At 70.9% G+C, this 24,832-nt stretch carries 23 protein-coding genes; 13 read left to right on the top strand and 10 right to left on the bottom strand.

Going from position 1 to position 24,832, the window contains the following annotated elements; translation table 11 throughout:
* Nucleotides 1-48: 48 nt before the first annotated feature.
* Nucleotides 49-1,011, bottom strand: coding sequence for a CobW family GTP-binding protein (locus BCF44_RS07495; RefSeq protein WP_116173384.1), 963 nt, complete (start codon nucleotides 1,009-1,011; stop codon nucleotides 49-51).
* Nucleotides 1,012-1,086: 75 nt separating this feature from the next.
* Between BCF44_RS07495 and BCF44_RS07490 the strand changes: the two genes are divergently transcribed.
* The 5 genes from BCF44_RS07490 (at nucleotide 1,087) to BCF44_RS07470 (ending at nucleotide 3,842) form a co-directional block, all read left to right on the top strand.
* On the top strand, nucleotides 1,087-1,761 hold the full coding sequence (locus BCF44_RS07490) for a hypothetical protein (protein ID WP_116173383.1): 675 nt from the start codon (nucleotides 1,087-1,089) through the stop codon (nucleotides 1,759-1,761).
* Nucleotides 1,698-2,249: a hypothetical protein gene (locus BCF44_RS55355; protein WP_170217381.1), complete on the top strand. Its 552-nt coding sequence runs from the start codon at nucleotides 1,698-1,700 to the stop codon at nucleotides 2,247-2,249. Before BCF44_RS07490 ends, BCF44_RS55355 begins: the two co-directional genes overlap by 64 nt.
* Before the next feature lie 112 nt (nucleotides 2,250-2,361).
* Nucleotides 2,362-2,910: a hypothetical protein gene (locus BCF44_RS07480; protein ID WP_116173382.1), complete on the top strand. Its 549-nt coding sequence runs from the start codon at nucleotides 2,362-2,364 to the stop codon at nucleotides 2,908-2,910.
* Nucleotides 2,910-3,374, top strand: a complete 465-nt coding sequence (locus tag BCF44_RS07475) for a hypothetical protein (protein ID WP_147328423.1) — start codon at nucleotides 2,910-2,912, stop codon at nucleotides 3,372-3,374. The genes BCF44_RS07480 and BCF44_RS07475 overlap by 1 nt, the downstream gene beginning before the upstream one ends.
* A gap of 96 nt (nucleotides 3,375-3,470) precedes the next feature.
* The gene (locus BCF44_RS07470) at nucleotides 3,471-3,842 is read left to right on the top strand and encodes a YccF domain-containing protein (protein WP_116173380.1); all 372 of its coding nucleotides are present in this window, start codon (nucleotides 3,471-3,473) and stop codon (nucleotides 3,840-3,842) included.
* Here the strand turns inward: BCF44_RS07470 and BCF44_RS58485 are convergent.
* The 3 genes from BCF44_RS58485 to BCF44_RS07455 all read right to left on the bottom strand — a co-directional run bounded on the left by BCF44_RS58485 (nucleotide 3,804) and on the right by BCF44_RS07455 (nucleotide 7,992).
* Nucleotides 3,804-4,232, bottom strand: coding sequence for a sigma factor (locus BCF44_RS58485; protein WP_116173379.1), 429 nt, complete (start codon nucleotides 4,230-4,232; stop codon nucleotides 3,804-3,806). The genes BCF44_RS07470 and BCF44_RS58485 overlap by 39 nt on opposite strands.
* Before the next feature lie 53 nt (nucleotides 4,233-4,285).
* Entirely contained in the window at nucleotides 4,286-6,715 is a 2,430-nt protein-coding gene (locus tag BCF44_RS07460; RefSeq protein ID WP_147328422.1) for an ATP-binding protein, read from the bottom strand.
* 161 nt (nucleotides 6,716-6,876) lie between these two features.
* On the bottom strand, nucleotides 6,877-7,992 hold the full coding sequence (locus BCF44_RS07455) for an FAD-dependent oxidoreductase (RefSeq protein ID WP_116173377.1): 1,116 nt from the start codon (nucleotides 7,990-7,992) through the stop codon (nucleotides 6,877-6,879).
* 34 nt (nucleotides 7,993-8,026) lie between these two features.
* Here BCF44_RS07455 and BCF44_RS07450 point away from each other — a divergent pair, with 34 nt between their 5' ends.
* Entirely contained in the window at nucleotides 8,027-9,169 is a 1,143-nt protein-coding gene (locus BCF44_RS07450; protein ID WP_116173597.1) for a CaiB/BaiF CoA transferase family protein, read from the top strand.
* Here BCF44_RS07450 and BCF44_RS07445 read toward each other — a convergent pair.
* A complete protein-coding gene (locus tag BCF44_RS07445) occupies nucleotides 9,166-10,047 on the bottom strand; it encodes a TIGR03854 family LLM class F420-dependent oxidoreductase (protein WP_116173376.1) in 882 nt (293 codons plus the stop codon). The genes BCF44_RS07450 and BCF44_RS07445 overlap by 4 nt on opposite strands.
* 81 nt (nucleotides 10,048-10,128) lie before the next feature.
* Between BCF44_RS07445 and BCF44_RS07440 the strand changes: the two genes are divergently transcribed.
* Entirely contained in the window at nucleotides 10,129-11,715 is a 1,587-nt protein-coding gene (locus BCF44_RS07440; protein ID WP_170217380.1) for a gamma-glutamyltransferase, read from the top strand.
* On the opposite strand, the gene BCF44_RS07435 is transcribed toward BCF44_RS07440, so the two are convergent.
* The 3 genes from BCF44_RS07435 to BCF44_RS07425 form a co-directional block, all read right to left on the bottom strand.
* The gene (locus tag BCF44_RS07435) at nucleotides 11,712-12,086 is read right to left on the bottom strand and encodes a DUF427 domain-containing protein (protein ID WP_379799878.1); all 375 of its coding nucleotides are present in this window, start codon (nucleotides 12,084-12,086) and stop codon (nucleotides 11,712-11,714) included. The two genes, BCF44_RS07440 and BCF44_RS07435, sit on opposite strands and share 4 nt — an antisense overlap.
* A 146-nt stretch (nucleotides 12,087-12,232) precedes the next feature.
* Nucleotides 12,233-13,429, bottom strand: coding sequence for a hypothetical protein (locus BCF44_RS07430; protein ID WP_147328421.1), 1,197 nt, complete (start codon nucleotides 13,427-13,429; stop codon nucleotides 12,233-12,235).
* A 52-nt stretch (nucleotides 13,430-13,481) separates the two neighbouring features.
* Nucleotides 13,482-14,678, bottom strand: a complete 1,197-nt coding sequence (locus BCF44_RS07425; protein ID WP_116173372.1) for a hypothetical protein — start codon at nucleotides 14,676-14,678, stop codon at nucleotides 13,482-13,484.
* A 79-nt stretch (nucleotides 14,679-14,757) separates the two neighbouring features.
* On the opposite strand from BCF44_RS07425, the gene BCF44_RS07420 reads away from it, so the two are divergent.
* Nucleotides 14,758-16,671, top strand: a complete 1,914-nt coding sequence (locus tag BCF44_RS07420; protein WP_116173371.1) for an acyl-CoA dehydrogenase family protein — start codon at nucleotides 14,758-14,760, stop codon at nucleotides 16,669-16,671.
* Here the strand turns inward: BCF44_RS07420 and BCF44_RS07415 are convergent.
* Nucleotides 16,650-17,183, bottom strand: coding sequence for a carboxymuconolactone decarboxylase family protein (locus tag BCF44_RS07415; protein WP_116173596.1), 534 nt, complete (start codon nucleotides 17,181-17,183; stop codon nucleotides 16,650-16,652). The two genes, BCF44_RS07420 and BCF44_RS07415, sit on opposite strands and share 22 nt — an antisense overlap.
* A 71-nt stretch (nucleotides 17,184-17,254) precedes the next feature.
* On the opposite strand from BCF44_RS07415, the gene BCF44_RS07410 reads away from it, so the two are divergent.
* From BCF44_RS07410 to BCF44_RS07395, 4 genes are all read left to right on the top strand, one after another.
* Nucleotides 17,255-17,740: a MarR family winged helix-turn-helix transcriptional regulator gene (locus BCF44_RS07410; RefSeq protein WP_116173370.1), complete on the top strand. Its 486-nt coding sequence runs from the start codon at nucleotides 17,255-17,257 to the stop codon at nucleotides 17,738-17,740.
* A gap of 81 nt (nucleotides 17,741-17,821) precedes the next feature.
* Nucleotides 17,822-18,877: an FAD-dependent monooxygenase gene (locus tag BCF44_RS07405; RefSeq protein WP_116173369.1), complete on the top strand. Its 1,056-nt coding sequence runs from the start codon at nucleotides 17,822-17,824 to the stop codon at nucleotides 18,875-18,877.
* A complete protein-coding gene (locus tag BCF44_RS07400) occupies nucleotides 18,870-20,327 on the top strand; it encodes a hypothetical protein (protein ID WP_116173368.1) in 1,458 nt (485 codons plus the stop codon). The genes BCF44_RS07405 and BCF44_RS07400 overlap by 8 nt, the downstream gene beginning before the upstream one ends.
* Before the next feature lie 4 nt (nucleotides 20,328-20,331).
* Entirely contained in the window at nucleotides 20,332-20,952 is a 621-nt protein-coding gene (locus tag BCF44_RS07395) for a TetR/AcrR family transcriptional regulator (RefSeq protein WP_116173367.1), read from the top strand.
* 55 nt (nucleotides 20,953-21,007) lie between these two features.
* Here the strand turns inward: BCF44_RS07395 and BCF44_RS07390 are convergent, their stop codons facing one another.
* On the bottom strand, nucleotides 21,008-23,446 hold the full coding sequence (locus BCF44_RS07390) for a protease pro-enzyme activation domain-containing protein (RefSeq protein ID WP_170217379.1): 2,439 nt from the start codon (nucleotides 23,444-23,446) through the stop codon (nucleotides 21,008-21,010).
* A 347-nt stretch (nucleotides 23,447-23,793) separates the two neighbouring features.
* Here BCF44_RS07390 and BCF44_RS07385 point away from each other — a divergent pair, with 347 nt between their 5' ends.
* Nucleotides 23,794-24,828 carry a hypothetical protein gene (locus tag BCF44_RS07385; protein WP_116173366.1) on the top strand — a complete coding sequence of 345 codons (1,035 nt, stop codon included), beginning with the start codon at nucleotides 23,794-23,796 and terminating at the stop codon, nucleotides 24,826-24,828.
* Nucleotides 24,829-24,832: the final 4 nt, after the last annotated feature.

Raw genomic sequence — 24,832 nt, 5'->3', positions numbered from 1 at the left:
AGGTTAAGACCATGCGGCGCGAAACTCAACAGCTGTTGAATAACGAACTCACGACTCGGTGTGCCGGTGCACCGCGAACATGGCGGCCTCCGATCCCTCCCCGACGCAGTCGACCAGCCGTTCCTCCAGGCCGCTCATGTCCACGCCGATCAGCACCAGGCTGGTCCGCCGCGGCTCGTTCCTGCCCCATCGGGCACGGCGGAACCGCAGGAAACCGCCGACCACCTGGAGCTCGTACCGCTCGGGCTGTCCGAAGTGGACGAAGCCCTTGATCCGGAAGACGCCGTCCGGGCGGCTGTCGAGAAAGGCCATCAGCCGCTCGGGATGCATCGGCTCGTCGGTCTCGAACACCACGCTCTGGTACAGCGCGTGCACGTGCTGCTCATGGTCCTCGAGGTCGTCGAACGACAGCTGCGCCGGCCGGGGCCGCTCGCGCCGGTCGAACAGCAGGCCGGGGTCGAGCCGGCCGTGCTCGGTGGTGACGATCGCGGCGCCCTCGGCCAGCTCGGTGACCACGGCGAACACCTCCGCCAGCTCGGCGGCGTCCACGCGGTCGACCTTGTTCAGCACGATCAGGTCGGCGACCCGCAGGTGCTTGTCGAGTTCCGGATGGCGGAGGCGGGTCGCGGCGAACTCGACGGCGTCGACCACCTCGACCAGGCCGCCGTACTCGACGGACGTGTTCGTGCTGGCCAGCACCTGCTGGGCCACGGCCTGCGGCTCGGCGATCCCGCTGGCCTCGATGACGATCACGTCCACCGACCCCGTCAGCGTGCCGAGCACGTCGCCCAGACCGCCCTCGTCTGTCACGCAGCACACGCAGCCGTTGGACAGCGACACCATGCTGTCGACCTGCCCGGCGACGGCCATCGCGTCGATGTTCACCGCGCCGAAGTCGTTGACCACCACGCCGATGCGGGTGCCGGAACTGGTGCGCAGCAGGTGGTTGAGCAGCGTCGTCTTGCCCGCGCCGAGAAAACCGGCCAGCACCACCACGGGAACAGCGGTCATGGCCCCTTCCTCGACGGATTCACGTCGATGATAACCAGGCGGGCCGATCGCCTCGCACGTGCTATTAGCTAGCGCATGGAAACCCTGCCGTGCGGCCACGTGGCGCACGCCTCCCCGATCCGGCTCTGCGAACACCTGATCACGGAGGACCCGCCGCAGTGGGCGCGTCGACTGACCGGCACCGCCGTGGAGTACGACGCGCTGTGCGTGCCCTGCGCGGACGCCGAGGCCACGCCGATGGTGGCGTGCGTCGGCTGCGTGGAGAAGATCGACCGCGACCTGTGGACTTCGGCCGGCTGGCGCGGGACGCCGGAGATCCGACACCGGGACGAGCCGCAGTCGGCGCCGGATTCCCTGCCGTGCGAGGTGATTCCACTCAACGACCACTGCCTGGCCGCGCTGCCGTCCGGCTGGCTGGCGCTCACCGCGGACGGACTGGTGACCATCGGCGGCGACAAGATCCATGCCGTGTCGCTGCCGGCCGAGGAAGGCGAGTTCAACGGCCGCACCGCCGCGCCGGCCCTGCACGTCTCCCCCGACGGCCGCTTCGCCGCGGTGGTCACGGACTACGGCCGGCACGGCGTGGTGATCGACCTCGCCGACGGGTCGGTGGCGCTGGAACTCGACCGGGGCACCTACCCCCCGAGACGACCCCGTTCCCGATCGCCTTTCTGGGGGACGGCACGGTGGTCGCGGCGACGGCCTGGAACCGCCTCGACCGATGGGTCACGGCGACCGGCGAACGCCTGACCACCGACGACGACACGAAGCTGGACTACTTCCACGGCCGGCTGACCGCGAACCCGAGCGGCCGACGCTTCGCCGACGACGGCTGGGTGTGGCATCCGGTCGGCATGGTCACGGTGAGCGACCTGGACGCCGACGAGCGGATCACCGTCACGCAGCGTGCCTACGCCTGGGACCAGCCGGTCGCGTGGCTGGACGACGACACCCTCGCGGTGCAGCGGCTCGGCCCCGACGACGAGCTGATGATCGACGGCGTCGCCCTGTTCCGGGCGCCCGGCTACGAGCGGATCGGGATGTTCGCCGGTCCGAGCGGCCGGATGTGGACGTCCATGGGCCGGCTGCACGTCGTCACCGAGGCGGGCCTGGAGGTCTGGGACCCGGCCGACGGGGCGCGAAAGGGCGTGGTCGAGGGCTTCCGGCCGACGGCGCACAACCCCGTCACCGGCACCTTCGCGGAGCTCACCGGCGGGCAGCTGCGTACCTGGCGGTAACCCGCCGGGCGGCGCAACGGCGACTGCTCCCGCTGGCGGCACTGCGGCGCGACGGCGTTTCACACCACGCATACCGGGCAGCCATGGGTCACATCCGAGTGAGGAGGAACCCATGTCGACCACTGCGATCATCGTGCTGGTCGTGGTCATCGTGGTGCTGGCGGCGGCCGCGGCCGCGGCCCGCCCGTACCTGCGGAGCAGACAGCTGCGCAACCGGTTCGGCCCCGAGTACGACCACCTGATGCGGAACAAGGGCGACCGCCGCGAGGCGGAGCGGGAGCTCGAGGACCGCCAGCGCCGGCACGACAAGTTCGAGCTGAAGCCGCTCACCGCCGAGAGCCGGGAGGGCTACCTGCGCGACTGGACCTGGGCGCAGGAGCAGTTCGTGGACTCGCCGCGCGGCGCGGTCCGCCGGGCCGACGAGCTGGTCGGCCAGATCATGCGCGAGCGCGGCTACCCCGTGGAGGGCACCGAGCAGCAGATCGCCGACCTGTCCGTGGAACACGCGTCCGTGCTGAACCACTACCGAACCGCGCACGCGATCTCCAGCCGAGGCGACGAGGACCCGCCGTCCACAGAGGACCTGCGCAACGCCATGCGGCACTACCGGACGCTCGTCGAGGACCTGCTGGACCACGCCACCACGGAACGGAGCAAGTGATGCACCAGCACGAGGACATCCGCCCCACCACCGAGGACATCGCCTCGACCGACGAGCCCCGCGAGTTCGAGCGGGAGCCCGCGCAGAGCCAGGTCGTCGAGGTCGACGAGACGGCCCGCCCGGCGGACGACACGCTCGCCGAGGACCACCAGCACCCGGACCAGGACCGGCAGCCGCGGACCCGCGAGAACGTCACCGACGTGCTGTTCGACGAGGGCGAGGCGACGCGCTTCCAGGAACGCTGGCGGGAGGTGCAGTCCCAGTTCGTCGACGACCCGAAGCGGGCCGTGCGGGACGCGGACGTGCTGGTGGCCGAGCTGATGCAGACGCTGGCCTCAGCGTTCAGCGAACGGAAGCGGCTGCTGGAGCAGCAGTGGAGCGAGGGCTCCGACACGGAGACCGAGGATCTGCGCCTCACGCTGCGCGGCTACCGGTCGTTCCTGGACCAGTTGCTGACGCACTGACCCCACCGGGGCGAAACCCTGATTTCGACCCCGAGACGACCCGGAACATCGGCGGATCCGTCGCCCGGGACGGCCGCGGCCGGGCACCATGGCCGCATGAAGACCTTGCTGAACCTGATCTGGCTGGTGCTGTGCGGCTTCTGGATGGCGCTCGGCTACGCCGTCGCGGGCCTGATCTGCTGCGCGCTGATCATCACGATCCCGTTCGGCATCGCGTCGTTCCGGATGGCGAGCTACGCGCTGTGGCCCTTCGGCCGCACCCTCGTCGACAAGCCGGGCGCCGGCGCCGGGGCGGCCCTGGGCAACATCATCTGGCTGGTCTTCGCCGGCTGGTGGCTGGCACTCGGGCATCTGGTCACCGGCTTCCTGCTGTGCGTCACGATCATCGGCATTCCGCTCGGGGTGGCCAACTTCAAGCTGATCCCCGTGTCACTGCTGCCGCTCGGCAAGGAGATCGTCGAGGCCTGATTTCGTCACGCCGCGAGCCGCGAGGGCGTGTTTGAACGCGTGCAGCGCCGCGAAGGCGTCCTTCGCGGCGCCTGCGCGTGTCACCAGCACGTCTCGGTGGTGGGGTTCCAGGGCGAACAGCGCGTCGGCGACCGCGAGCTGACGACGCTGGCCGACCGGCACCACGCTGTCGGTGCCCTCGCCCACCACGTCCTGCACCGTGCGGAACAGCCACAGCCGGGCCTGCGTGTCCTTGCCCAGGCCACGGGCCCTGGCCGCGCGCACCAGCGTCTCCGTGACCACGTCCTCGGCCCAGGCCCGGCGGCCGCCGGTCAGCCGGCTCGCGTACGCCATCAGCGCGGCCCCGTGCTGCTCGTACAACGCCCGGACGACCCGTTCACCCCTCGCCATGATTCGAGTTTCAACGATCGCCGGGCCCCGGACATCGGGGAAACCCACAGCGCTCAGTTGCGTGACGAAACCCGGCCGCGCTCGACCGCCCACGCCGCCACCTGGGCGCGGGTGCGCAGGTCCAGCTTGGTGCGGATGTGCAGCAGGTGCGTCTCCACGGTCCGTTCGGAGATCGACAGCCGGACGGCGATCTCCCGGTTGGTCAGCCCCTCCGCGGTCAGCATCGCCACGTCCAGCTCCCGCTGCGACAGCGGCGAGTCCTCGGCCAGCGGCGTCCGCAGCGAGTACGCGATCGCCTGCGCCAGCGTCATCCGCTCGCCGGCCTCGGTGGTCTCGCGGGCCGCCTGCGCGCTCAGCGCATCCCGGGCCGCGGCCATCGCGACATCCACGTGCCGCTGCCAGTACGGCTCCCGGCCCAGCCGCCACTTCCGCAGCTGCGCCGCCATGGCCGTGCCCAGCAACAGGGCGCGCTTCGGCTCGCCGGTGTGCGCGGCGACCACCGCCAGCCCCTCGATCGGGTACATCGCCGGCGAGCCCGCCTCGGGGCAGGCCTCCAGGCTGCGCAGGAAGTAGTCGCCGGCCTGCACGTGCTGCCCGCGTTCCAGGGCGAGAGCGCCCGCGGAGTGCAGGGTCTCCAGCTGCTTCACCGGGTCGGCCAGCTCCAGGTAGACCGGCAGGCTCTCCTCGATCAGCGCCGCCGCCCGCGCCAGGTCCCCGGTCGCCATCAGGGCGTAGCCGAGATTGTGCATGCTGACCGCGGTGTCCAGCGGCCGGTTGAGCGGCCGCAGCAGCTCGACGACCCGCTCGGCGCAGCGCACGCTCGCCGCCGTGTTGTCGGTCGACTGGTACACCACCGTCAGCAGGGCCAGGCCGCGCGCCAGCGCCACCGGCCGGCCGCGCGGCTCCTCCAGCTCCATCGCCTCGACGGCAAGCTCGCTGGACCGCTCGAAGTCCCCCGCGTTGTAGGAGAACCAGCCCAGTTCCTGCAACGCCAGGCTGCGATACGGGTTGTCCCGCTTGGTGATCGTCAGCGCCGCCTCGAGCAGCTTGCGGATCTGCACGGTGTGGCCCTGCCGCCGCCACGCCCCGCCCAGCGCCGCCGCCAGCACCGTCAGCCGCTCGTCGCGCCGCTCGGTGGCCCATTCCACGGCTTGCAGCAGGTTGTCCCGCTCGTCGTCGACCTTGGGACCGTCGTCCTCGACCGTGTACAGGATCTGGTCCACGTAGTGCGATTCGGCCAGCCCGGTCAGCCAGCCGACCAGGCGCTCGGTGGTCTCCGCCAGCTCGCCCGCGTCGACCAGCTTCTCCCGCGCGTAGAGCCGGATCGACTCCAGCTGGCGGAACCGCTGCACCACCCCCGGCACGGCCACGACCAGCGACTTCGCGTCCAGGTCGGCCAGCAGCCGCAGGGTGGCCTGCGGGCTCGTGCCGCACACCGCGCCGGCCGAGTCGAGGCTGAAGTCGCCGGCCAGCACGGAAAGTCGGCGCAGCGCCGCCCGTTCGGCGTCGTCGAGGAGCTCATAGCTCCACTCGATGGTCGCCCGCAGGTCGCGGTGCCGGACGGCGGCCGTGCGCGGGCCCCGGGACAGCAGTTCGAACCGGTCGTCGAGGCGGGCCAGGATGTCCTCGACGGACAGCACCCGCACCCAGCGGGCGGCCAGCTCGATCGCCAGCGGCATGCCGTCCAGCCGTACGCAGATCTCGGCGACGACCTGGCGCGTCGCGTCCGTCGGCTCGAAGTCGGGTCGCAGCAGGCGGGCCCGTTCCACGAACAGCTGAACCGCGTCGGAGCGCGCCACGGGCGTGTCGTCGGGCAGCGACAGGTGACCGACCCGGAGCACCGCTTCCCCTGGCAGGTCAAGGGATTCCCGGCTGGTGACGAGGATCCGCAGCTGCGGGCAGCCGGTGAGCAAGGCATCGGCGAGCGAGGCGCTGGCGTCGACCAGGTGCTCGCAGTTGTCCAGCACGAGCAGGGCTCGCTTTCCTTGCAGCGCCTGGACAATCGTGTCCACGAGGTCCTCGCCGCCCTGCTCGCGCACGCCCAGCGCGGCCGCGATCGTCGGCACGAGGAGGTGTTCGCTGGTCAGCGGGGCCAGCTCGACGAGCCACACGCCGTCGGGGCCGGTGGTTGCCGCACGGGCGGCGAACTCGGTGGCCAGCCGCGTCTTGCCGGCACCGCCCGGGCCGACCAGGCTCACCAGCCGCGACCGGCGCAGCAGCGCGGTGATGTCGGTCAGCTCCTGGGCGCGGCCGATGAACGCGTCGCGGCTCGCCGGCAGCGGACGCGCCGAGGTGGCCCCCCGATTGACCTCGGGCTGCTCGACCTCGGGCTGCTCGACCTCGGGCTGCTGGTCGCCGCTGCGCCGGCGGTAGGCCCGCTGGCGGCACGCCCGCGAGCAGAACCTGGCCGGCCGCCCCGGTCCGTCCCCACGCGCCGGCAGCTCGTCACCGCACGTCTCGCAGCGTGTCGGCGCCTCGGACAACGGCACTCCCTTTCCCGCACCCGTGCTTCGACCCTACCCGTGCTGTGACGGGTCAGCGTAAACCGCCGGCCTGACAGGTCACAGGGGTTGCCCGTCCGTTGCCAGATACCTCTGAGCGTTCCGGGCAGTGGGAAATGGTGCGCGGGGGCAGAGATCCGCGGTCAAACGGGCCTGCGCCAGTCCAACTGGGCCGCGATGTCGATCTCCGGCGCCGGCGCCGGGCGGGCGGCGCCGGACGTGCGGGCGGCGGTCATCCGCGCCGAGTTGGCGATGTTCTGCTCGACGCGGGGCCGGCGGAGCTCCTCGTACGCGTCCAGCGCCTCGGCCGTCACACCCAGGTCCCGCACGGCCTTGCCCAGCACGACGGCGTCCTCCATGGCCATCGACGCGCCCTGGCCGGTCGCCGGCGAGGCGGCGTGCGCGGCGTCGCCGAGCAGCAGCATCCGGCCGGCCCGCCACGGCAGCCCCTCCGGCAGGTCGGACGCATTGGTGACCATGAGCCGGCCGGTGGCGGCGATGATCTCCGCCGCGGGCGTGGCGTCCGTGCTGACCAGCGGCAACAGGGCGTCGCGCCACTGCTCGGGGGTGCCGGCGGCGATCTCCTCGGGCGTCAGCTCCGCGTCCGGCACGCGGCAGAACCAGTTCGTCTCGCCGGCCGGCGACACCGCGTAGCCGATGGCGGTGCCGCTGCCGCGCAGCATCTCGATGCGGCCCGGCTCGTGATCGGGTTTGGCGTCGGTGGTGTAGCCGTAGAAGACGCGCTGGCCGGCGTAGCGGGGGTTGGTCGGCGCGATGAGGCCGCGGACCGTGGAGTTCAGGCCGTCCGCGCCGACGATGAGGTCGCCGGTGGCCGTGCTGCCGTCGGCGAAGGTCACGGTGCCGTCGTCGACCCCGGTCAGGCGCTTGCCGTGCACGATCTCGATGCCGCGCCGCTTGGCCTCCGCACGAAGGGCCGCCCCCAGCTCGGCGCGGCCGATGCAGCGGTAGTGCCGGAGCGGGTCGTCCTGGTCGCCGATCGGCGTGACGGCCAGCACGTCGCCGGTGTGCCCGGTGACGCGCATCGAGGTCAGCGGGAAGCCGACCCGCGCGACGGCCTCGTCGGCGTCGAGCTGGGCCAGCGCGAGCATGCCGTTGCTGGCCAGCGTGAGGAATGCTCCGATGTCGGCGGCGCCGTCGGGATGCGCCTCGAACACCGTCACGTCGACGCCCGCCTTGTGCACCGCCAGCGCCGTGGACGTGCCGGCGATGCCCCCACCGATGATCAGGATCCGCGTCACGGGTCCAATAGTGCCACCGACCGAGGAGGTGCCGATGCCAGGACCGCTGACCGGACTGGTGGTCGTCGCGCTGGAACAGGCCGTCGCCGCGCCGCTGGCCACCCGCCAGCTGGCCGACCTCGGCGCGCGCGTGATCAAGATCGAGCGGCCGGGGGTGGGCGACTTCGCGCGCGGCTACGACCGGACCGTGCACGGGCAGTCCAGCCACTTCGTCTGGCTCAACCGCGGCAAGGAAAGCGTGGAGCTGGACGTGAAGGAGGACACCGAGGTGCTGCGCGCGCTGGCGGCGCGGGCGGACGTGTTCGTGCAGAACCTCGCGCCGGGCGCGGCGGAGCGGCTGGGTTTCGGGGCGGCTGAGCTGAGTTCGGCCTTTCCGAGGCTGATCACCTGTGACATCTCGGGCTACGGCTCGGACGGCCCGTACCGCGATCGCAAGGCCTACGACCTGCTGATCCAGAGCGAGGCCGGGCTCATCTCGATCACCGGCTCACCTGCTGAGCCGGCCAAGGTGGGCATCGCCGCCGCGGACATCGCGGCGGGGATGTACGCGTACGGCGGCATTCTGACCGCGCTGTACGACCGCGAGCGCACCGGGCGGGGCTCGAACATCGAGGTGTCCATGCTGGAGGCGCTCGGCGAGTGGATGGGATTTCCCTACTACTACGCCACTTACGGCGGATCGGCGCCGGAACGCAGTGGTGTGCGTCACGCGACCATCGCGCCGTACGGGGCCTTCCGGGCCGGCGACGGGACGGTGATCCAGCTCGGCATCCAGAACGAGCGCGAGTGGCAGGACTTCTGTGCGAAAGTGCTCCTGATGCCGCATGTCGCCACGAATGCGCGTTTCGTGTCGAACTCGTCCCGGCTGGCGCACCGCTCGGAGCTGGACGCCGTGATCGACTCCGTGTTCGGCGGGCTGACCGGTTCGGAGCTCGTGGCGCGGCTCGAGGACGCCCGGATCGCCTTCGGCCGGCAGCGGACCGTCGCGGAGTTCGCCGAGCATCCCCAGCTGCGGCAACGTGATCGCTGGCGAACGGTGTCGACACCGGGCGGCGACGTGCAGGCTCTGCTCCCGCCGGCGACCTTCCGTGGGTGGGAGGCCGACATGGGGCCGGTGCCGGCGTTGGGCGAGCACACCGAGGCCGTGCTGCGCTGGCTTCGATCGAATGGGGCCTAGTTCTGCAGGGCCTCCGCCAGCGGCAGGAAGTTCGTCAGGAAATCCTGCCAGGTCATGGCGCCTGCGGGTCTGAGCACGAACTTCGTCAGGCCGGCGTCGAGGTAGCCGTCGAGCAGCCGACGGGCGTCGTCCCAGCTGGCGGCGACCAGGTCGTTCGGATCCGTGCCGGGTGCGCGTTCGGTCGCGGCCCGGGCCAGCTCGGGCGGAATCCCGTTGGGGGCAACGGCAAGCGACAGCCCGTAGTGGTCCTCCTCCACCTCTCGTCCCGCCTCGGCGGCGGCCGCCTTGATCGCCTCGACGGCGAGTTTCGCCTGCTGGGGCGTGACGAAGCTGCCGAGCCAGCCGTCCGCGAGCCGGCCGATCCGGGTGAGGGCGGACGGCGCGCTGCCGCCGAGCCAGATGTCCAGCGGCCGCTGCGGGCGATCCTTCAGGCTGACGCCGTCCACCTGGAAGAACTCGCCGTGGAAGGTGACGTCGTCCTCGGTGAGCACGAGCCGGAGCAGTCGCAGCGACTCGTCGAAGACGGCCGCGCGGCGACCTGCCGGCACCGGGAACAGGTTCCACTCGCCGCGGCGGGCCGGGCGTAGGCCGAAGACCGGGAGCACGCGCTTGGGCGCGAGGCTGGCGAGCGTGGCCAGCTGCTTCGCGACCAGCACCGGGTTGCGGCCGGGCAGCACGGCGACGCCGGTGCCGACCTTGAGCTTCCTGGTGCGGGCCAGCGCGTGGGCCATGCCGATCATCGGCTCGACCTGGTTGCCGTAGACGATCTCGGACAGCCAGAGCGAGTCGACGCCGGCGGCCTCCAGTTCGTCCACGATCGCGGGAAACTCGCTGGTGGCCGTGTCCGGCCCCAGTCCGACGCCCAAGCGCACCTTCATGCCTTCGGTCTTACCAGAGCCACTTGCGCATGTCACCGAACTTACGCTTTGATAAGTACTGCACAGATGAGGGGGAAAGACATGGACCCGAGGAACTGGGACGCCGACGAGGTGCGCCGATACCTCCAGCTCGGCACGCTGCCGGCGGACACGGAAGGCGTGTCCGGCGAGGGCGAGCGGGCGATGATGGTCGGCTCCACCGGACCGTTCGCGCAGCTGGCCGGGCGGCAGGTGTTGGCGGCCGGCGGCAGCGCGGTCGACGCCGTCATCGCGACGTCGCTCGCGCAGATCGCGCTGGCCGCCGGGTCATGGGTGAGCTACGCCGGCGTGTTCAGCCTGACACACTTCGCCGACGGGGCAACGGATTCGCTGAGCGCGGGCTTCGCCACCTTCGCGGCGGAGGACGACCCGAGCACCATCCCGCGCCAGCCCACGCCCAGCGGTCGGACCGCGCTGGTGCCCGGCTTCATGGCGGGCTTGCAGGCGGCGCACGACCGGTTCGGGCGGTTACCGTGGGCCGACCTGTTCGAGCCGGCGATTTTCGTCGCCTCGGAAGGGTTTCCGGTCGGCGCCGGGCGGGCGCGGCAGTTCGCGCTGCGCAAGGACGTGCTGCCCGCCGGGTTCATGGCCGTGGAGGGCGAGGAGTTCCGGCAGCCGGAACTGGCCCGCACGCTGCGCGCCGTCGCCGCCGAGGGTGCGGAGTGGATGTACCGGGGGCCGTGGGCGCGGCAGTTCGTCGACGTCGTGCGGGCCGCCGGCGGCAAGGCGAGCCTGTCGGATCTCGCTTCGTACCAACCGATCTGGGCCACGCCGCTGGTCGCCGACTTCCACGGGACGCAGGTGCACACCGTCGGCCGGCCCCATCGCGGCGGCGCCCAGCTCGTGGAGGCGTTACGGCTGGCCGAAGGCGTCGGCGACCCGATGACCGATCCGGCGGCACTGCGAGAGCTGATCCACATCTCGCGGCAGGCCATGCGTCCCGGCAGCCACTCCGACTTCGTGCTGGCCGTCGACTCGCACGGCGCGGTCGCCGCCGCGTGCCACTCGATCAACACCAGCCTGTGGGGCACCACCGGCCTTTTCGCCGGCGGCGTCTCCATTCCCGACGCCGCATCCTTCCAGCAGCAGGCGCTCGCGCAGCTCGGGCCCGGTGAGCACCTGCCGTCCCCCGTCAACCCCGCCATTGCCCTGCGCGACGGCGCGCCTGTGCTGGCGTCCAGCAGCATCGGCGCCGGTCTGCACTGCGCCACGCTCCAGTGCCTGCATGCAGTGCTGGGGCTCGGCGTCGACATCGCCGACGCCGTGCGGCGGCCCCTGTTCCACGGGCCCGACTACCTCGCCGGCGACACCGTGGTCACGCCGCTCCAGGACCGATTACGGGGCAAGCACTTCGGTTCCGCCTGGCAGGCGGCCGTCGCGCGGGCCCGCGAGGCCGGCGTGCCGCGCTCGGAGGCGTGGGACGCCGTGCTCGCCGAGATCCCGCAGGTCGTCGAGGACCGCTTCGACCCGTCGGTCCTCCGTCGCGTCGAGGAACTCGGGCAGCCCCTGACCGTGCGACCCGTCAGCGACGCCGCCATGCCCCGGGGCTTCTGGGGCGGCATCGCGCTGGGTGAGCGCCTGGCCGGCGCCCGCACCCCGTTCTCCGGCGGCGTCGTCGAAGGCCTCTAGTCCTCGCGGACCTGCACGTCCACCACGTTCGGGTAGAACGCCACGTGATCCTTGATCTCCGCCACCGCGTCGTAAGGAGCCTCGTACGTCCACACCGCGTTGTCCGCCGACGTCTCCCCCGCCCGGATGCTGTAGTACGAGGCGTCGCCCTTGTACGGGCAGTACGTCTCGTGGTCCGTCCGCTCCAGCAGGGCGAAGTCCACGTCCTTGCGCGGGATGTACTGCACCGCCGGGTACGTGCTCTCCTGGAGCGTCAGCGCCTCCCGGGTGTCCGCGATCACCCGGCCGCCCACCGTCGCCACCACGTGCCGGCCCTGCGCCGTCACCGTGATCGGGTGCTGCTCGTTCGGGATCTTCACCGGCTTGCTCACGTGCGTCACTCCTCGAGTTGTCGGCTGTGACGTGCAACGCCCCGCAAGCCCTCCGTTGTTCCCGCCTCCAGGCCTCTCCCGATGCAGGGAAGGACGCCTTGTCCGCGTTGAAGGCAGATCAGGCGTCCTTCCCTGCATGCCTCCGGCTACGGCTGGTAGGGCGCGGTGAGGTCGGCGATCACCACGTGCAGGTTGCTGTCGTAGTACACGTAGAACTCGGTCTCGGTGCCGTGCACGGCGTCGTCGGGAGCGGCGAAGCCGGCGGCCCAGCCTTCGTTGTTCGCCACGGGTGCGGAGTCGGTCCAGAAGTACCAGCGGCCGTCGCGGGTGCGCACGAATTCGTGGACGGCGCCGTTGTTGCGGTCGGTGGCGAACATGTGGTCGCTGCCGTCGGCGTCCCAGATGTAGGCGTCGTTGCCCTGGTCCGGCGAGGCGATGCCCCGCGAGCCGGTCACGGCGGTGACGTTGGTGTCCGACCAGCCGCCGGACTGCCAGGCGGCCTCGTGCACATCGCCGTCGGGCTCGTCGTAGCGCAGCACGTACCGCACAAGGTGGCCGTCCCGGAGGAAGGCCATCGAATTGACGTTGTAGTACGACCCGGTCGCGGCCGGGCCGCCGACCCGCTGGTCGGTCCACCGCCCGGCCGGCCCGGCCAGCACGTGCGGATAGCCGTCAGCACTGATGTAGCCGATGGCCTCGCCGCCGTCGCCGAGGGAGGTGGCCGTCACGTACCAGCCTTGAGAATCCAAAGCGTAGTGACCGGTCTGGGCGGACACGTTGACGAAGTGCCACGCCTGGCCGGGCGTGAAGACGGCCTCCTTGATGGCGGTGCCGGTCTCGGCGTCGACGAAGACGACGTGCTGCTCGCCGTTCTGCTCGTACCCGTGCGTGTGCATGGCCCCGAGCGGCCCGTTGTACGTGACGGTCAGGTCGACCTTCTGCCACGTCGGCGAGGCCTCGCTCTGCCACAGCTCCATCAGGTGGTGGTTGGTGCCGTCGATGTACGAGATGTGCGAGCTGTGGTCCCACGAGTACGAATACGCCGACAGGAAGCCTGGATAGACGTTCAGCGCGGCGGTGGTCCACGTCCAGCCGCCGCCGGGCGCGGAGCTGGCCACGACGAGCCGGCCGCCGCCGTAGTAGGTGGTGTACGCGAAGTGGCGTTGCAGGTCCCACGGCGTGGACCAGCCCACCGGCTGGCCCAGGCCGACGGGTGCGTTGATGGACGCGGTCAGGTCCTGACTGGTGAAGTAGCCGGCGCCGGCGTGTGCGGCCGGCGCGCACAGCGCCGCGGCCCCCATGGCCAGCGCGGCGGACAGCGCCGTGGCCCATTTCCTTGACATGGGCGAAATCCTGACCAGGGGGAACGCAGCCGAAAATACGCAGTTGTGCGTACTACGGCTGGTACGGCGCGGTGAGGTCGGCGACCATCTGGTGCCGGTCGGGGCTCTGGTAGACGTAGAACTCCGTCTCGGTGCCGTGCACATTGTCGTCGGGCGCAGCGAAACCGGAGACCTCGCCCGGGGCATTCACGATCGGACCGGTGTCGGCCCAGAAGTACCAGCGGCCGTCGAGGGTGCGCACGTACTCGTGCACACCGGCGTTGCCGGCGATGGTGAACATGTGCTCGCTGCCGTCGGCGTCGAAGGCGTACGAGTCGTCCTTGGCGACCGCCTCGTAGCCGGTCGACTGCGGCAGGACCTTGAACACGTCGGTGTCGGTCCACGTGCCGGCGGTCAGCGTGGCCAGGTGCATGTCGATGTCGGGGGCCTCGTAGCGGAGCGTGTAGCGCACGAGGTGGTTGTCGCGCAGGAACACCATCGAGTTGAGGTTGAGGAAGGAGGTCACGGCCGGCACGCCGACCCGTTGGTCCGTCCACACCCCGTTCAGGCCGCGCAGCACGTGCGGGTAGCCGTCGGTGCCGACATAGCCGATGGCCTCACCGTCGGCGCCGAGCGATGCGGCGGTCAGCGACTCGCCGTTGTTGGGCCTGCTGCGGATCCCGGTCAGCGTGGTCAGGTTGATGAACCGCCAGCCCGGACCGGGCTTGAACACGGCCTCCCAGATCGTGCCGTCGCCCGAGCCGTCCAGGAACACGATGTGCATCTGGCCGTTCTGCTCGTAGCCGTGCGGGTCGGTCTGGATCGCCGGGCCGTTGTGCGCCGCAGTGAGGTCGACGGTCTGCCAGGTCGGCGACGACGGGCTGTTCCAGGTCTCGATCAGGTGGTGGGTGTTCCCGTTGACGTAGACGATGCGCGAGGTCTGGTCCCAGGAGTACGTGAACGCCGACAGGTAGCCGTAGTAGATGTCGGCGGGGCCGACGGCGGTGGTCCACGTCCAGTCGGAACTCCCGGCGGCGGAGCTGGCGACGATCAACCGGCCGTCGGCGGCGCGGTAGGCGATGTGCCGCTGGAGGTCCCACGGCGTCGACCAGCCGACGGACTGCGACGGCCCGGCAGTCGGCGCGCCGGCCTGCGCGGTCAGGTCCAGGGTGGTGAAGTAGCCGGCGCCGGCGTGCGCGGCGGGGGCGGTCAGCGACGCGGCGGCCAGGACCACCGCAGCCGCCAGCGCCTTGGCCTTTCTGCTCAACATGGCGACATCGTGACCAGCGCGGACACGGCCGCAAATACGCAGTTCTGCGTAGTGCCAGGAACCTGGTTACGCTCGGCCGGTGGAGCCGACTGCGATCACCGATGTCCTCGACGGACGGTGGGCGGCGCTGCGCCGCACGGTCCGCGAGCAGCTGGCCGGCGTCGAGTACCGGGACGCCAGCGACCTCACCACCGAGCAGCACCGGACGCTGGTGTTCGAGCAGCTGCACGCCCTGGCCAAGACCGAGGGCCCGCGGCTGGGCTTCGCCCGTGAATACGGTGGTGGCGGCGACATCGGCGGCTCGGTGGTCGCCTTCGAGACGCTCGGTTTCGGCGACCTGTCGCTGATGGTGAAGGCCGGCGTGCAGTGGGGTCTGTTCGGAGGTGCGGTCCAGCTCCTCGGCACGCAGCGACACCACGAGCGCTACCTCGCCGACATCATGGACCTCACGCTGCCGGGCTGTTTCGCCATGACGGAGACCGGTCACGGCTCGGACGTGCAACACCTGCGCACGACGGCGACCTTCGACAACAACGGCTTCGTCATCCACACCCCGCACCAGTCGGCCCGCAAGGACTACATCGGCAACGCGGCCCGGGACGGCAAGGCGGCGGTGGTGTTCGCCCAGCTGATCACCGGCGGCCAGAGCCGGGGCGTGCACGCGTTCATGGTGCCGATCCGTGACGCACAAGGCGATCCGCTGCCCGGAGTGTCCATAACGGACTGTGGCCGCAAGGCCGGCCTGAACGGCGTGGACAACGGCCGGCTGATGTTCGACCACGTCCGGGTGCCGCGGGAGGCGCTGCTCGACCGCTACGGCCAGGTCGACGCGGACGGCACATACCGCAGCCCGATCGCCAGCGACAACCGGCGCTTCTTCACCATGCTGGGCACGCTGATCCGCGGCCGGGTCAGCGTCGCCGGCAGCGCCGGCAGCGCGGCGAAACGCGCGCTGACCATCGCCGTCCGGTACGCCGACACGCGCCGGCAGTTCAACCGCCCGGACGACAAGCGCGAGGTCGTGCTGCTGGATTACCAGGCGCACCAACGGAAACTACTGCCGGCGCTGGCCACCACCTACGCGCTGCACTTCGCGCAGGAGGAGCTCACCGCCGCCCTGCACGAACTCCAGGGCCAGGCCGAGCCGGACGAGCGCCGGCAGCGCGAGTTGGAATCCCGCGCCGCCGGCGTCAAGGCACTGTCCACATGGCACACCACCGCGGCGATCCAGACCTGCCGCGAGGCGTGCGGCGGGGCCGGCTACCTGGCCGAGAACCTGCTCACAACGTTGAAGGCCGACACGGACGTGTTCACCACGTTCGAGGGCGACAACACGGTGCTGCTGCAACTGGTCGCCAAGGGGCTGTTGACCAACTACCGCAGCGAGTTCCAGGAGCTCGGCACGGTGGCGATGGCCCGCTTCGTCGCGGAGCAGTTCGTCGGCATGGTGACCGAGCGCCTGCCCAGCCTCGGCCGGGACGACCCCGACGCCCTCTACGACCGCAGCTGGCAGCTACAGGCGTTCGAGGACCGGGAGGCGCACGTGCTGTCGGGGCTGGCCCGGCGCCTGCGTCGGGCCGCCGGCGGCGAGGCCGATCCGTTCGAGGTGTTCAACAACGCGCAGGACCACGTGCTGCGCGTGGGCCGCGTGCACACCGAACGCCTTGTGCTGCAAGCGTTCTCGGACGCGGTCGGGCGCTGCGCCGACGGGGACGCCAAACGCCTGCTCGACCGGGTGTGCTCGTTGTACGCGGTGCACACGATCAACGAGGACCTGGCGTGGTTCCTCGCGCACGGCCGGCTGACGCCGGGCCGCGGCAAGGCCGTGAACGGGGCGGTGAACGCGCTGTGCCGCAAGCTACGGCCGCACGCGCGCACCCTGGTGGACGCCTTCGCGATCCCGGAGCGGTTCCTCGACGCGGCGGTGCTGCGCGAGGAGCCGGACCGGCAGGACGTCCAGTGGCGGCACGATCAGGCGAACGCCGCCAGCTGATAGTCCACCGGCGCCTTGGTCATCCGGTTGGCGAACGTGGACAGCGTGTAGGTGCCGATGCCCAGGACCACCTCCAGCGCGTTCTGCGTGGTGTAGCCGTGGTCGAGGAACTCCTTGAGCACGACGTCGTCCACGCCGCCGGCGGTTTCGAGAACTGCGACCGTGAACAGGCGCAGGGCCTCCAGCTTCTCGTCCGGCAGCGGCCGCTGCTCGCGCAGCGCCGCCACCAGCTCGGCGTCCGCGCCGATGCCGCCGAGCATGGCGGTGTGCATGGCGATGCAGATGTGGCAGCCGTTGCGCACGGCCACCGTCATGACCACCGTCTCCCGGGCGAGCGGTTCCAGTGTGGTCGCCTCGAACATGGCGGTGAGCTTGAGAAAGCCGTCCAGCAGCTGCGGCGAGGCGGCGAGCCGCGCCATCGGCGCCGGCAGGTAGCCGAGCTGGTCCACGGTGGCCTTCAGGGACCGGCGGGCGGCCTCCGGCGCCGTCTCCAGCGTGTGGTCGACGAACAACTTCTCCTCCAGGTGGGCTAACATAGTCAACGTGGTTGTCGAAAAGGTAAACCAGGTTGTCGAGTTGCGCAATGACTAATTCCACGGCGCCTGACCAAGATGGACCCGGCTTCGCGCTGCCCCTGCTGCTGTTCGCGGGCTTCCGCACGCTCATCGACCGCCTGCACGCCGAGCTCGCCGTGCAGGGCCACCCCGAGCTGCGGCCCTCGCACGGCTTCGCGTTGCAGGCCATCGGCACCGCCGGCACGACCGCCAGCGAGATGGGCCGCCGCCTCGGCGTGTCCAAGCAGGCGGCCGGCAAGACCGCGGATCGCCTGGAGGCGCTGGGCTATGTCGAACGCGTCGACGACACCCAGGACGCCCGGCGCAAGCTGGTGCGGCTCACCGCGCACGGCGTGGACGCCCTGGTCCGCTCGGCCCGGATCTTCGACGAGCTGCGCGCGGAGTGGGCGGCCGCTCTCGGCCCGCAACAACTCCGCGACATGGAGGCCGGCCTGCGCCGGATGACCCCGGGCAACTTCTTCCGGCTGGACGCCCCGGGCTGGTTCAGCAGCTGAGCTGGTTCAGCAGCTGAGGGGTTGAGCGATCGCTCAACCTCGGCTACCGTTTTGAGCGTTCGCTCAAACGGGGGGTAGGCGATGCGGGCTCTCGTCGTCGGGGGAGGGATAGGGGGACTGGCGGCCGCGCTGGCGTTGCACCGGCGCGGCTGCCAGGTCCAGGTGTGGGAGCGGGCGGCCGAGTTCGCCGAGGTCGGCGCGGGCTTGTCGCTGTGGCCCAACGCCATGCGCGCACTGGACACGCTCGGCCTGGCCGATCGGGTCCGCGCGCTGGGCGCCGTCGAGCGCGGCGGCGGCGTCCGCGACCGGTCCGGGCGGTGGCTGACCCGTACCGACAACGCCGAGATCGAGCGCCGACACGGCTGGCCGCTGATCGTCGTGCACCGCGCCGACCTGCTGCGGGTGCTCGTCGACGCGCTGCCGGCGGCCGTGCTGCGACCGAACACCGAGCTCACCGACCTGGCGCAGGCGCATGGCTTCGACCTGATCGTCGGCGCGGACGGCCTGCACAGCACCGTCCGGCAACTGTGTTGGCCGGACGCCCCGCTCACCCGCTACTCCGGCAGCACGAGCTGGCGCGCGGTCACCGCACCGCTGGCCCAGCCGCCGACCGAGGGCGCGGCGACCTGGGGCGCCGGGCAGCGGTTCGGCTTCACCGCCATGACCGGCAATCGCTGCTACGTCTTCGCCACCGCCCGCACCGCTGCCGGCGGTCGGCGCGATGAGCTGCGGGAACGTTTCGGCGACTGGCCGGATCCGATTCCCCGGCTGCTCGACGCCGTGACGGAAGTCGTGCGCCGGGACCTCTACGACCTGCCGCCGCTGCGGACCTATGTGGACGGCCGGGTGGCGCTGCTCGGCGACGCCGCCCACGCCATGACACCCAGCCTCGGCCAGGGTGCGTGCCAGGCGTTGGAGGACGCCGTCACGTTGGCCGCCGTGGGATTGGCCGGCTACGACCGGCTTCGCTTGCGCCGTACACAGGCGATCGTGCGGCGGTCGGCTCGGCTCAGCGCCGTCAGCCAGTGGACGTGGCCGCCGGCGGTGCTGGCGCGGGACGTCGCCGCGCGGCTGACGCCGGTGTCGGCGACGCTGCGCGCGATGGACCCGGTCCTGGGCTGGAAACCCCGTGCCTGACTGGACTTATCACCCCTTCCGCCGGATCGCCGCCACGCTGCTCGGCGAGCGCCGATCCCAGCTGGCGGCGTTGCGCCTCCTGGCGAAGGTCGGCTCCCTGCCCGGCGGTGGCCGGATCGTCGCATGTGGACTCGGCCATCGGCATCCGCCGCGGCGACTGGCCGGCAGGGTGGCCGGCGTCAGCGTGCACGTTCGGCTGGGCGCGGTGGTACCGCCGAAGGTGGCCCACGATGCCATCAGGGCCTTGCCGTTGCTCGGCGCGGGCGTGATCGAGATCGGTCCGGTACACCCGGAGGACGTGCCGACCGTCCGGAAAGCCGTTGCGGGAAGGCGGATCCCGGTGATCGCCCGGGCCTCGCCGGAAGCACGCGCGGCCGTCGCCCAGCACGTCGACGCCGTCGTCGCCGGCGACTTCGTCCACCCGCACACGATTTCCCAGGCTGCGCAAGCGCTTGCGGACCCGTCCACAGTGGTCATGGCGACCACCGCGACCCTGATCCGCGAGGGCCCCGGCTGGTTCGCCCGGGTGATCGACGCCGCCACGCCGGCCGGCGGAAAGCCGCACCGCGCCTGGGTTTGGGGCGCGCTGCTGGGCGTCGGCATGATCGTCGCCGGGCTGGCGGCCGTGGCGATCACGCTCGGGCCGCTCCTGCTCTGGTACGACCGCGACTACCTCGGCGTCTCCGCCGTCGACCACCACCTGGCGCACTTCCTCCAGCACGACCGGATCTCCCTGGCCGGCACCATGATCGCCATCGGCGTGCTGTACACCGGCCTGTCCCAAGGCATCCGGCGCGGCCACCTGTGGGCCAGGGAGGCGTTGTCGGCGTCGGGCTGGCTCGGCTTCCCCACCCTGTTCTACTTCGTCGGCACGGGTTTCGTCGACGTGCTGCACCTTGCCGCCACGGTAACCCTGTTCCCGTTCTTCCTGCTGGCAACTCGTCGCCGCGGCGGTCGCCGCCGCACACCGCTGCCCGACGGACCGGAACGCCAGCGCCGGCGCGCGCTCGTCGGCCAACTGCTGCTGGTGATCACCGGTCTGGGCATCGCCGTCGGCGGCGCGGTGGTGTCGGTCGTCGGTCTCACGACCGTCTTCGTGCCGTCCGATCTGACCTACCTGCACACCACCGGGCAGGCGCTCCAGGCCGCGAATCCCCGCCTGCTGCCGTTCATCGCGCACGACCGCGCCGGCTTCGGCGGCGCGCTGATCTCCGCCGGTGTCGGCATCGCGCTGCTCAGCGCGTGGGGTTGGCGACGCGGCGAGTCCTGGGTGTGGTGGACGCTCACGTTGGCAGCGATCAGCGGTTTCGGCTGCGCTCTCACGGTGCACGGCGAGATCGGCTACACCGATCTCGGTCACCTCGCGCCGGCGTACGCGGGCCTGGCGCTGACGATCGTCGCCCTGGCGCTCGCCCGCCCGTACCTTTGCGCGCGGCGTCCCATACCGTGATCCCATGGCCGACACCCGCCAGCGCCTGATCGACGGCGCGATCGAGACGATCCGGCAGCACGGCATCGCCGGCACGTCCGCGCGCAGCATCGCCGCCACCGCGGGCGTCAACCAGGCGTTGGTGTTCTACCACTTCGGCAGCGTGCACGACCTGCTCAAGGCCGCGTGCCTGGCCGCAACGCAGGACCGGCTGGCGCTGTTCGAGGAGCGGCTGGCGCGGGTGGAGAGCCTGCGCGATCTGCTGGCCGCCGGCCGCGAGCTGCACGCCGAGGAGCGGGCGCGCGGCAACGTGCGGGTGCTGGGGCAGATGATGGCCGGCGCACAGGGAGATCCGCAGCTGGCGGAGGCGACCGCCGGTGCGCTGCGGCTGTGGGTGACACCGATCCGCGGCACGCTGGATCGGCTGCTGTTCTCCTCGCCGGTGGCGGATCTGATCGACATCGGCGGTCTGGCCGAGGCGCTGTGCGCCGGCTTCGTCGGACTGGAGCTTTACGAGGGCGTCGACCCGGCCGGGGCCGAGGCGGCGCTGGGCACGCTGGACCGGCTGGCCGTGCTGGTGGAGGTCATCGACGACCTCGGCCCGCTGGCCCGCAAGGCGCTGCGCGCCAAACTCCGAAAGCTATGAAGGGGCCCAACCTGGACGTTCAACGTCCAGGTTGGGCCCCTTCCGAGCAACAGGCTCAGCTCAGCGTGACGGCGGTGTCGTCGATCACGAACGAGGTCTGGAGGCCGGAGTCCTCCGCACCCGTGAAGGAGATCGTCACGGTCTGCCCGGCGAGCGAGGAGACGTCGAACGTCTTCTGCACGTAGCCGGAGTTGGCGTTCAGGTTGGAGTAGGTCGCCAGCGTGGTCGAGCCGGCCTTGACGGTCAGCTTGTCGTACGCGGTGCTGGTGGTCGTCTCGGCGGTGTCGATGTGCAGCCAGAACGACAGGGTCGCGTGGCAGCCGGCCGGAATGGTCACCGACTGGGACACCGTGTCGGTGTGGGTGGAGCCGTAGCCGTCCAGCCAGGCCAGGTAGCTGCCGGAGTGCGCGGCCTCACCGGCGGAGGCGTTGCTGACCACGCCGCTGGAGGCGCTCCACGGCGAGGCGCTGCCGGTCTCGAAGCCGGGGTTGCCCAGCTGCTGGCCGGAGCAGGAGCCGCCGGAGGTGCTGACGGCCCAGGTGAAGGAGGCGCTGCCGGCCTTGCCGGCGGCGTCGGTCGCGGTGACGGTGACGTTGTAGTTGCCGGCCGTCGTCGTCTTGCCGCTGATCACGCCCGTGCCCGAGGCGATGGACAGGCCGGTGGGCAGGCCGGTCGCGCTCCAGGTGTACGGCGTGGTGCCGCCGGTCGCCTTGGCGGTGATGCTCACCGAGTCGCCGACCAGGTTGGTCTGGTTGCCCGGGTTGGTGACGGCCGGGGCGCCCGGCTGCGTGGTGCCGCCGCCGGACAGGTTCGGCACCAGGGCGTCGGCCTTCGGCGAGCCCCAGCCGCTGGCCTCGTCGAAGTTGGCGGCCGCGCTGTAGTGCAGGTTGTCACCGCTGGTGATGTCGTGGAACAGCGTGCCGTAGCTGCTGGACGAGCCCAGCTGGTACAGCGTGGAGTTGACCTGGCCGACCTTGGCGTGGCCGGCCGCGACCGCCTGCTGGTTGGCCAGCGTCAGCACGGACGCCCAGAACGGGGTGGCCGCGCTGGTGCCGCCGACGTAGGTCCACTGGCCCACGGTGTAGATCGAGTAGTTCTGGGCGTTGGCCGACACGTCCGGAACCTGGCGCAGCGAGCTGGTGCTCACGCCGGGGCCGGTCTGCCAGGACGGGCGGGCGAACTTGCTGGACACACCGCCGCCGCCGGCCCACTTGGTGGAGCCCTCGTTCCACACGGTCTCACCGGCGTAGCTGCCGCCGGAGCCCTCGCTCAGGCTGGTGCCGCCGACGCTGGTCACGTACGGGTCGGAGCCGGGGAAGTCGACCGCGAGGTTGTTGGCGTTGGGCGACTGCGTGCCGGAGTGCCGGTAGCAGTCGTACGCGCCGGAGTCGCCGGCCGCCGACAGGAAGGTCTGGCCCTGGGCCGCGCCCTGCTTGGCGACGTTGTCGACCGCGGTCTCGGTGGACGCGGTGTCGTCGAGCTCGCAGGAGCCCCAGCTGGAGGACACCACCGACACCTTGTCGGTGACGAACTTGTTCCACATGTCGATCTCGCCCTGGTCGCTGTTCGGGGCCTCGTAGACCGCGACATTGGCCTTGGGCGCGATCGCGTGCGCGACCTCGATGTCCAGCTCGACCTCGGTGACGCCGTCGCCGGCGGTGTCGTCGTCGCCGCCGTCGACCTTCACGACGGTCGGGGTCGGCGAGCCGGTGGCGTACTGCTGGTCGTACGTGCTGATGTTGGACTGGGTGAAGTGCGAGAACTCCAGCATCGCGATGCTCTGCCCGGAGCCGTCCGTGCCGCCGCTCACCAGCGAGTTCACGCCGTACGCGGAGCGCAGCTCCTGCGCGGTGTAGCCGCCGCCGGGGCCGCTGCCGACCTTGGGCGCGCCGGCCTTGGGGGCCTGCGTGTAGCTGTGCATCTGGTAGTGGTTGTTCAGGCCGGTGACGCCGCCGATCAGGCCGGCCACCGAGCTGTCCACCGACGGCGCGGTGTCGTTGGCGGTGAAGTCCTTGTTGGTCTTGTTGTCGTGGTAGCGCGACTCCGAGGTGGCGAAGGCGCTCTGCACGGTCTTGACCGGGCCGGAGGCGTCGATCAGCATCCGGTTGGAGGCCACGTCGGTGACGGTCAGGCCCTTGCCCTGGAGGTACGCGCGGACCTGGTCGACCTGCGCCTGGGTGGGCGCGAACCGGGCGACGAACTGCTCCGAGGTCAGGTAGTGGTGGTATTCCGCCGAGCTCGGGTTGTTCACCCGGGCCAGGAAGGCGTCCAGACCGGCGGCGTCCCGGTAGTTCAGCGAGACGGCGACCTTCATCTGCTGGTCGGCGTCCACCGAGCCGGTTCTTGTGGCGAACTCGAGACCGGGGGCGGCACTGTTGGCCAGCTGGGTGGTGTGCGGGTCCGCCTGCGCGCTGGCGGCGAACCCGGTGCCGGCCCCGAGGACCATCGGCGCGGCAACCAGCAGCGCCACGGAGGCGCGACGGGTCAGCTTCACGATTGCTCCATCCCTACAGGGGAGATGAAAAAATGGGCAGGGGTTATTTCCCTCGGCGAGGGAGTTGAGAGGACATTAACAGCCGTGGTACCCCGTGGGAATGGATTCCCTACCAAGGTATGGAATCACCCATCACGGTTGGCCACACCGTGACCTGCCGGTCACATGCGTGACGGGGTCCATCAGCTCACGGTGACGAAATGGCCGGCAAATCGGACAAAAAGATGCGCAGCGAGTGTTCAGCGCCACAATCCGTATCAACAGTCATCAACACCGGCGGCCCGACGAAAGAAGGATTGTCAAAACCCGTTGGCGAACCGATCATCCGCGCCGGTAACGTCGACGGCGTGACCCGAATCGACCGTTACGCGGCCGTCTCCACGGCATTGACGTTGCTCGGCGACCAGCAGGTTGCACGGTTGCTGGACACCGTGACGCCGATCGACAGCAGCGGCGTCGGGGGCGCGGCGGGGATGCTGACCGTGGCCGGTGAGCGGGTGTTCGTCAAGAGGGTGCCGCTGACCGAGCTGGAGCGCCGGCCGGAGCACCGGCATTCGACGGCGAACATGTTCGGGCTGCCACCGTGGTGCCAGTACGGCGTCCTGACCCCCGGCTTCGGCGCGTGGCGGGAGCTCGCCGCGCACGTGATGACCACCAACTGGGTGCTGTCCGGGGCGTGCGGGAACTTCCCGATGCTCTACCACTGGCGCGTGCTGGACACGCCGCCGCCGGTGCGCGAGGACTTCGGGGACATCGACGCGTTCCTCGAGTACCTGCACCACGGCGACGGCGTGCGGGAGCGGGTGGAGGCGCTGGTCGCCGCCGAGGCGAGCGTGGTGCTGTTCATGGAGTACTTCCCGCACGTGCTCAGCGAGTGGCTGCCGGACCGCCTCGCCGCCGGCGACATCGAGGGCCCGTGCGCGATGGTGGAACGCGATCTGCTCGGCGTCACGGAATTCATGGAGAGTCGCGGACTGTTCCATTTCGACACCCATTTCGGCAACGTCCTCACCGACGGCGAGCGGCTCTACCTCGGCGATCTGGGGCTGGCCGTGTCGAAGGACTTCGATCTGTCGCCGGCCGAACGCGAGTTTCTCGATCACAATGCCGGCCACGACCGGTGTTATGCGGTGTCGCACCTGACCAACATGCTCGTGCGAGTGCTCGGCAATGTCCCAGGTGGACCGCTGGACCGGTACGCCTACCTCGCGGACTTCCCCGACGACGCGCCGTTCCCCGCCGCGGCCGCCGACCTCATCCGCCGCTACCAACCCGTCGCCGTCCACTTCAACACCTTCTTCGCCGCCCTGCACGGCACCAGCCGCCAAACCCCCTACCCGCGAGTCGCGCTCACAGACAGTGCGAATGTGGTTTTCGGGTAGATCG

It is taken from the genome of Kutzneria buriramensis (assembly GCF_003387475.1).
GTDB classification, from domain to species: Bacteria; Actinomycetota; Actinomycetes; order Mycobacteriales; family Pseudonocardiaceae; genus Kutzneria; species Kutzneria buriramensis.
Note: the sequence above shows the minus strand (reverse complement) of the source record. Positions and strands in the feature narration are given on the sequence as shown.

Excerpts from the sequence above, each read along its gene's own strand:
- BCF44_RS07470 (WP_116173380.1), top strand. The coding sequence starts at position 3,471 with ATGAAGACCTTGCTGAACCTGATCTGGCTGGTGCTGTGCGGCTTCTGG.
- BCF44_RS07425 (WP_116173372.1), bottom strand. The coding sequence starts at position 14,678 with ATGTTGAGCAGAAAGGCCAAGGCGCTGGCGGCTGCGGTGGTCCTGGCC.
- BCF44_RS07450 (WP_116173597.1), top strand. The coding sequence starts at position 8,027 with ATGCCAGGACCGCTGACCGGACTGGTGGTCGTCGCGCTGGAACAGGCC.
- BCF44_RS07475 (WP_147328423.1), top strand. The coding sequence starts at position 2,910 with ATGCACCAGCACGAGGACATCCGCCCCACCACCGAGGACATCGCCTCG.
- BCF44_RS07440 (WP_170217380.1), top strand. The coding sequence starts at position 10,129 with ATGGACCCGAGGAACTGGGACGCCGACGAGGTGCGCCGATACCTCCAG.
- BCF44_RS07430 (WP_147328421.1), bottom strand. The coding sequence starts at position 13,429 with ATGTCAAGGAAATGGGCCACGGCGCTGTCCGCCGCGCTGGCCATGGGG.
- BCF44_RS07410 (WP_116173370.1), top strand. The coding sequence starts at position 17,255 with ATGACTAATTCCACGGCGCCTGACCAAGATGGACCCGGCTTCGCGCTG.
- BCF44_RS07445 (WP_116173376.1), bottom strand. The coding sequence starts at position 10,047 with ATGAAGGTGCGCTTGGGCGTCGGACTGGGGCCGGACACGGCCACCAGC.
- BCF44_RS07405 (WP_116173369.1), top strand. The coding sequence starts at position 17,822 with ATGCGGGCTCTCGTCGTCGGGGGAGGGATAGGGGGACTGGCGGCCGCG.
- BCF44_RS07480 (WP_116173382.1), top strand. The coding sequence starts at position 2,362 with ATGTCGACCACTGCGATCATCGTGCTGGTCGTGGTCATCGTGGTGCTG.
- BCF44_RS07490 (WP_116173383.1), top strand. The coding sequence starts at position 1,087 with ATGGAAACCCTGCCGTGCGGCCACGTGGCGCACGCCTCCCCGATCCGG.
- BCF44_RS07395 (WP_116173367.1), top strand. The coding sequence starts at position 20,332 with ATGGCCGACACCCGCCAGCGCCTGATCGACGGCGCGATCGAGACGATC.
- BCF44_RS58485 (WP_116173379.1), bottom strand. The coding sequence starts at position 4,232 with ATGGCGAGGGGTGAACGGGTCGTCCGGGCGTTGTACGAGCAGCACGGG.
- BCF44_RS07495 (WP_116173384.1), bottom strand. The coding sequence starts at position 1,011 with ATGACCGCTGTTCCCGTGGTGGTGCTGGCCGGTTTTCTCGGCGCGGGC.